At 66.4% G+C, this 5856-nt stretch carries 2 protein-coding genes and 1 pseudogene; 2 read left to right on the top strand and 1 reads right to left on the bottom strand.

Annotated features, from left to right (window positions below):
* Positions 1-95: 95 nt before the first annotated feature.
* Entirely contained in the window at positions 96-3503 is a 3408-nt protein-coding gene (locus AC1D1G_RS40465; protein ID WP_477956406.1) for an NAD-glutamate dehydrogenase domain-containing protein, read from the top strand.
* A 536-nt stretch (positions 3504-4039) separates the two neighbouring features.
* Complete coding sequence (locus AC1D1G_RS40460) at positions 4040-5050, top strand: ester cyclase (protein WP_477956405.1); 1011 nt, start codon at positions 4040-4042, stop codon at positions 5048-5050.
* Positions 5051-5452: 402 nt separating this feature from the next.
* Here AC1D1G_RS40460 and AC1D1G_RS40455 read toward each other — a convergent pair.
* Positions 5453-5674, bottom strand: a pseudogene (locus AC1D1G_RS40455) (transposase); the annotation flags it as partial.
* Positions 5675-5856 lie beyond the last annotated feature (182 nt).

The following is a 5856-nucleotide window of genomic DNA, read 5'->3' as shown; positions in this document are numbered from 1 at the left end:
CGGCCACCTTGCGCCGCCGCGGTGGCCGCCACCCCGCTTCCACTCTTCTTCGCTCGCTTCGGCACCCAGGTTCACTCCGACGGAGGACAGCGCACATGACGACCGACACCGGCCAGCTCCGCCCAGCACATTCGAGCGAGCAGAGAGCGCCGGTCCTCTCGAGTGAGCATAACGACAAGGTCGCCGCCCTCTCCGACGGTGACGTCGACTTCCGCCTCGACGCGATCAGCGCCACTGACAGCGCCCGCGGGATCGTGCGTCTGACAATCTATCTGGTCGGCCACAGCGCCTCGCTGAGCACGATCATGCCGATGCTGCACTCGATGAATATCGAGGTGCTCGACGAGCGTCCCACCGAATTCACCCGTGGAGACGGATTGCAGTGCTGGCGGTACGACTTCCGACTCCAGATCGATCCGGCCGTCACCGACCGTATCGACTCGGGCACCCTCGCCGAGTCGGTCACGTCGACCTTGTGGGCGATCTGGACCCGCCAGATCGAAATCGACCGGTTCAACGCCCTGGTGTTGGGCGCCTCCCTGTCCTGGCGCGAAGCCGAGATGCTGCGGGCTTATGCCCGCTACTTGCGGCAGATTTCCCTTCCGTTCAGCCAGAGCTACATCTGCTCGGTGCTGCTGGACAATCCGGCGACCACCCGCGCCCTCGTCGCCCTGTTCACCCGCCGATTCCATCCCGCCACCGCCGCTTCCCTCGAACAACTCGAGCCGGACGTCGATGCCCTGAGCCAGGCCATCGACGCCGTCACCGGCCTCGACGCCGACCGGATCCTGCGCGCCTATTCCTCGCTGATCCAGGCCACCGTGCGCACCAACTACTTCGCCGACCGGGCCACCGAGGCGCTGACCCTCAAGCTGACCCCCCACGCGATCGGCGAAGCACCGCACCCGCGGCCGCTGAGCGAGATCTTCGTCTACTCCCGCCGCGTCGAGGGGATGCACCTGAGGTTCGGGAAGGTCGCCCGCGGCGGACTGCGGCACTCCGATCGCCCCCAGGACTTCCGCACCGAGATTCTCGGTCTGGCCAAGGCACAGTCGGTGAAGAACGCGGTCATCGTGCCCGCAGGAGCCAAGGGCGGATTCATCGTCAAAGAACCCGACCACAAAGCCGGAGGCCCCGCCCTCGACCGGGCGCGGCAACTCGACGAGACCGTCGTCTGCTATCGCATCTTCATCGGCGCACTGCTCGACGTCGTCGACAACCTCGACGTCACCGACCGTCGGGTGCTCGCCGATCCCGACGTGGTGCGGCACGACGGCGACGACACCTACCTCGTCGTCGCCGCGGACAAGGGCACCGCCACCTTCTCCGACCACGCCAACGCCGTCGCGTGCGCACGCGGCTTCTGGCTCGGCGACGCCTTTGCCTCCGGCGGATCCGTCGGCTACGACCACAAGGCCATGGCGATCACCGCCCGCGGCGCCTGGGAATCGGTCACCCAGCACTTCCGCGAACTCGGCCACGATGTCATGACAGCCCCGACGACCGTCGTCGGTATCGGCGACATGAGCGGCGACGTCTTCGGCAACGGCATGCTGTTGAGCCGGCAGCTGCAACTGGTCGCCGCGTTCGATCACCGGCACATCGTCGTCGATCCCACCCCCGACCCGGCCACCTCGTACGCCGAACGGGCCCGCCTGTTCGCACTCGACAGCTCGAGCTGGTCCGACTACGACCCCGCCGCGCTCTCGCCCGGCGGCTTCATCGTCCCGCGCACCGCCAAACGCATCCCCCTCACCCCCGAGGCCCGCACCGCGCTGGGCATCAGTCACACCGTCTCCGCGCCGACCCCGAATGAACTGATCACCGCCATCCTGAAGGCCCCGGTCGATCTGCTCTGGAACGGCGGCATCGGCACCTACGTCAAGGCCTCCACCGAAACCCACGCCGACGCCGGCGACAAAACCAACGACGCCGTCCGAGTCAACGGCAACCACCTGCGTGCCCGCGTGATCGGGGAAGGCGGAAACCTCGGACTGACCCAGCGCGGCCGCATCGAGTACGCCCGCGCCGGCGGCCGGATCAACACCGATGCGCTCGACAACTCCGCCGGTGTCGACTGCTCCGACCACGAAGTCAACATCAAGATCGTCCTCGATGCCGCCATCCGCAACGGTCGCCTCGACCCGAACGCACGCACCCCCCTGCTGGAATCAATGACCGACGACGTCGCCGACTTGGTCCTGGCCGACAACCGCAATCAGAACGAACTGCTCAGCATGGTCCGCGGCACCGGGAACAGCCAATTCCCCATGCACGCCCGGCTCATCAGCGAACTCGAGGAGACCACCGGCCTGGACCGGGACCTCGAGGCGTTGCCGTCCAAGGCGGCGATCCGGACACTGCACACCGAAGGTGCCGCACTGACCTCCCCGGAACTCGCGACCGTCGTCGCGCACGTGAAGTTGGCGGTCAAGGCAGCCGTGCTCGCCGGCAACCTGCCCGATGTCGACCACGTCCACTGGTTGTTGACCGACTACTTCCCCGACCGGCTCCGCCGCGACTTCGCCACCGAGATCAGCTCACATCCGCTGCGCCGGAACATCATCGCCACCGCACTGGCCAACGACATCATCAACGTCGGCGGACCCACCTACGTGATGCGAATGCGCGACGAGACCGGAGCCGACACCCCCGACGTGGTGCGGGCGCACCTGGTCGCCTCGGAAGTCTTCGGCATTCGGCAGCTGCGCGAGACCATTCGCCGTGCCGATCCGCAACTGCCCGCAGCCGCGGTCGCCGCACTGCAACGCGAGATCACCCGGCTGCTCGACCGGGCCACCCGGTGGTTCCTGACCAACCGACCACAACCGGTCGCCGTCGGCGCCGAGATCAGCCGGTACCAGGGCACGGTCACCGCACTGTCCACATCGATGCCCCAGTGGCTCTCCGGTCCGGACGCCGAAGAAGTACGCGCCAAAGCCGCCGCATTCGTCTCCTCCGGAGTCCCCTCCACCATCGCTGACCAGGCCGCGGGCCTGCTCGACTCGTTCAGCCTGCTCAACATCGTCGACGCCGCCGAACTCTCCCACGGCGCCGACCCCGAGGTGGTCGCGCCGGTCTACTTTGCGCTCTCGACCCACCTGCGGATCGGACAGTTGCTCACCGCGGTGTCCGCACTGACGCCCACCGACAAATGGGACTCCCTCGCCCGCCTCGCACTGCGCGACGAGTTGCACTCTGCACTGCGGGCGTTGACCCTCGACGCGCTTGCAGTCAGCTCCCCGGCGGATACCACCGAGCACCGAATCGCCGAGTGGTACTCGGTCAACCGATCACGAATCCACCGCGCCCACTCCGTCCTCGACGACGCCGACGCCGAGCTCGGGACGACGAAAACGATGTCCGCCCTCACGGTCGCGGCCCGTCAGATCCGCAGCATGGTGGGCGCACCTGGCAGCGGTTCATCCCGCGATATGGCCTCGCTGTTGATCGCACTCGACAACACACTCGGCACCCCCACCCGACCGGACCTCGAGGAATAGGCGGCACTCGCACATGACCGAACTTCCGGTCCGCCGCAACATTTCGGAGCACGACCGGCGCACACTCCGACAACGATGCACGGTTCGGGGGCGGTTACGGTGTCCACGACCGTGAGGGTCACCGATCGATTCCGAAGCCGCCAGATCGTCGGGCACGACTACTCCTCTGACGTACACCGTCACCGCCGCACCGACGGCCGTCCCCGCACGGATCGCGCAGCCGTGGCGCCCGATCACCAGACCGGCGCGGGCAGCGGCGAACACCGGCTCGCGCGGATGCATACGGAATCCACGCGGGTCGGCAGAGAACCGGAATCCGACGTCCCCGGCGAGGTTCGATCACAGTCGCCAGTGTCGAGTCGTAGCAGGTGACCGAGCCCCACGAACACCTGACAACACGGCGGAACCGCCACGAACCTCGACGGCATCATCCTCCGCTCGGCGAAATCCTCACTGAGCGAGCGGTTCCGGCCCATCACCGGCGCGCCGGGGGCACGCACGGTACGGCTCAGTCACACCTCTTCAACCCTTGAACCGTGCGCATACGTATGTATACTTATCGCATGGATTTGAAGCCGATTGCCTACGAGCCCTATGCAGATCCCGACGATTTCATCCGGGAGGTGACCGATCTGATCTGGATCAAGCGGGCGATCGGGCACATCCGGGAGAACTACGTGGACGATTCGATCGTCCACGGTGTGTACGGCACCTCGGTGACCCGCGAGGAGGTCATCCAGGGAAGCCTGATGCGCATCTCGAACACCCCCAACCGGGTCGGGCAGGCCGAGGACATCATTTGGGAGGCCCGTGGTGACGATGCCTTCCTCAGCTCGCACCTCGTACTGAGTACCGATCTGGAGAACCTCGACTTCCGCACCCGCGGGATCGCCAATTGCCTGTACCGCCGCGGCCGGATGGTGGAGGAATGGGTGGTCCGTGACGGCGTCGCGGTCGCCCGACAGCTCGGCCAGGACCCCGACGAGCTGGCCCGATTGAAGGCGTTTCGCGGATTCAGCGGTTCGATGGTCGAACCCGCCCCCGCCGATGTCATCGCCGTCGGTGACAGCGGTCCGCGCCCGGATGATCACCGGAACGAGGTGCAGATGGTGCTCGAATTCATCGAGGCAGTCTGGAATGGGCGTGAACTCGAACGAGTTGAAGAGTTCTGGATCCGGGATCTGGTCCTCAACACCATCGACGACCGCACGATCGTGCGCCCCGAGGGGTACCGGCGGGCGCTGCTGAGGATGCTGAGGCCGTTCCCGGGCGGAAGGTTCGAAGTTCGTGATGTCGTCACCCATGACTCACCGCGGTATGCAGGACTACGGGTGGCCGTCACCTGGAAATTCTCTGGACTCTACGATGGGGCAGCCGATTTCGGTCCGCTGACCGGCTCGCCCGTCGAGATCCTCGGCATCTCGCAATTCCTGATCCAGTCTGGCCGGATCGTCAAGGAGACCCGGGTCTACGACGACATTGCGACCCGCGCTCAAATCTTCGCTGCGCGCGGGGACGAGCCGTTCCTGAGCCCGAACATCTACTGAGGACGCCCGAGTGCGGTTGCCGCGGCCGGCGCCCCAGTGAACGCCGCAACCGTTCCACCGCTTCAGGCCGACTCCGTCCGAACCGAGACGGTCTGAAGCGGTACCTCGTGCATCGACGGTCGGGAGGACGCAGTACTTTCGACCGTCGGATCGATCCTCAGCGCAGCGCCATTCATGCCCCTGGCATCCCGCAAAGGTGAGCGGCCCATCGCGCACGTCCGAACCTGCCTCAGGGGGCACCCAGCCATTGAGGACGGCAAACCGTGCTGGGAATACGTCAGATCCCCAATAGCCGAAGTCGTCCCCCTATGTTGTGCCACCTCAACGCCCAGTGGTCCCCGGTGGGGTGGGTCAAGTCCCAGGGCGTGGTGTACGACGGTCGTCGCGTGACTCCTCGTGGGGTTATGCGGTCAGAGCCGCCGGCGTCACCTCCTCGGTAGGTTCGGGTGTTGCGTGGGTGCCGCGGGAGCGGGCGAGCACGTCGAGGCCGAGATAGCGGCGGGCTTCGATCCACTCGTCGTGCTGCTCGGCGAGGACGGCTCCGACGAGCCGGATGAGGGCGGTGCGATCGGGGAAGATTCCGACGACATCGGTTCTGCGGCGGATCTCCTTGTTCAGTCTCTCCTTTAACCGGCCTTCGCGTGTGGGTCAACCTCAGGTTCGCGATTTGGGTCAGCGGTCGAGCCGGTGAAGGTGATCGGTCAGTGCGTCTGCAACGCGGTGGTGGCGAGCAGCTTCGTCGGGCCAGCCGCGGTCGCAGGCATCGGCTTCGAGTGCCTGGACGTCGGTGCGTTGCGCCTCGAGCG

The sequence above is a fragment of the Rhodococcus sp. P3_B8 genome (assembly GCF_056402775.1).
Note: the sequence above shows the minus strand (reverse complement) of the source record. Positions and strands in the feature narration are given on the sequence as shown.

Coding starts and splice junctions, on each gene's coding strand:
- AC1D1G_RS40465 (WP_477956406.1), top strand. CDS start 96: ATGACGACCGACACCGGCCAGCTCCGCCCAGCACATTCGAGCGAGCAG.